Annotated in this window: 1 protein-coding gene; it reads right to left on the minus strand. The window is 66.1% G+C overall.

Features of this window, described 5'->3' with window-relative positions:
* On the minus strand, nt 1–927 hold a 927-nt coding region (locus A5692_RS24060), incomplete at both ends, for an AMP-binding protein (protein WP_156766242.1).

The following is a 927-nucleotide window of genomic DNA, read 5'->3' on the forward strand; positions in this document are numbered from 1 at the left end:
TGGTGAGCGGCCCCAATACCCCACCCCCACACCATGACCGGCCACATAGAGTTCCCCGACCACCCCGGCCGGCACCGGCTGCAACCACGGGTCCAACACGAACAGTGCTGCTCCTGAGACCGGCGACCCAATCGGCGGGGCCCCCGTGCCCGGGGTGAGTGGGGCGCTGATCGCCACCCACATCGTGGTCTCGGTCGGGCCGTATTCATTGAGCATCACCCGCCCCGGTGCCCACCGATTGACCACCTCCGGCGGACACGACTCCCCACCGACTAGCAGCGCCACCGACTCCAACCCCTGCGGGGACAGCGCCCCCACCGCCGTGGGAGTCTGGCTCAAGATGTTGACCTGCTGCTCGACCAGCAAGGCATGCAGGTCAACTGGGGAGGCCGCCACCGCCTCAGGCACCACCACCAGGCGTGCGCCATGCAGCAGGGCACCAAAAATCTCCCAACCCGAAATGTCAAAGGAATACGAATGCCACTGCGACCACACCCGCCCCGGCGCCGCCAAATCCCCATCCAATGACCCGATCAACTGAGTCACGTTATGGTGAGTAATCGCCACACCTTTGGGCACACCCGTGGTTCCCGAGGTGTAAATCAAATACGCCACATCCTCAGGCGCCGGACCCGGTGGTCGGGTGGCCGGTTGGGCATCGATAGCGGGATCACTGACATCAATCACCGCCACGTCATGGCCATCCAGCCGCGACTGCAGGGCCGCCGTGGTAAGCACCGTGGTCGGGCCGGCATCGGTCAGCAGGAACTCGATCCGCGCGGCCGGCCAGCCCGGATCGATTGGCACATAGGCCGCCCCCGACTTGAGCACCGCCAGAATCGCCACGATGGCCTGCGCGCCGCGCGGCAACAACAACCCCACACACCCACCCGGTCCCGCCCCTTGGGCAACGAGTAAGTGCGCCAA

It is taken from the genome of Mycobacterium sp. E342 (genome assembly GCF_001667665.1).
GTDB lineage: Bacteria > Actinomycetota > Actinomycetes > Mycobacteriales > Mycobacteriaceae > Mycobacterium.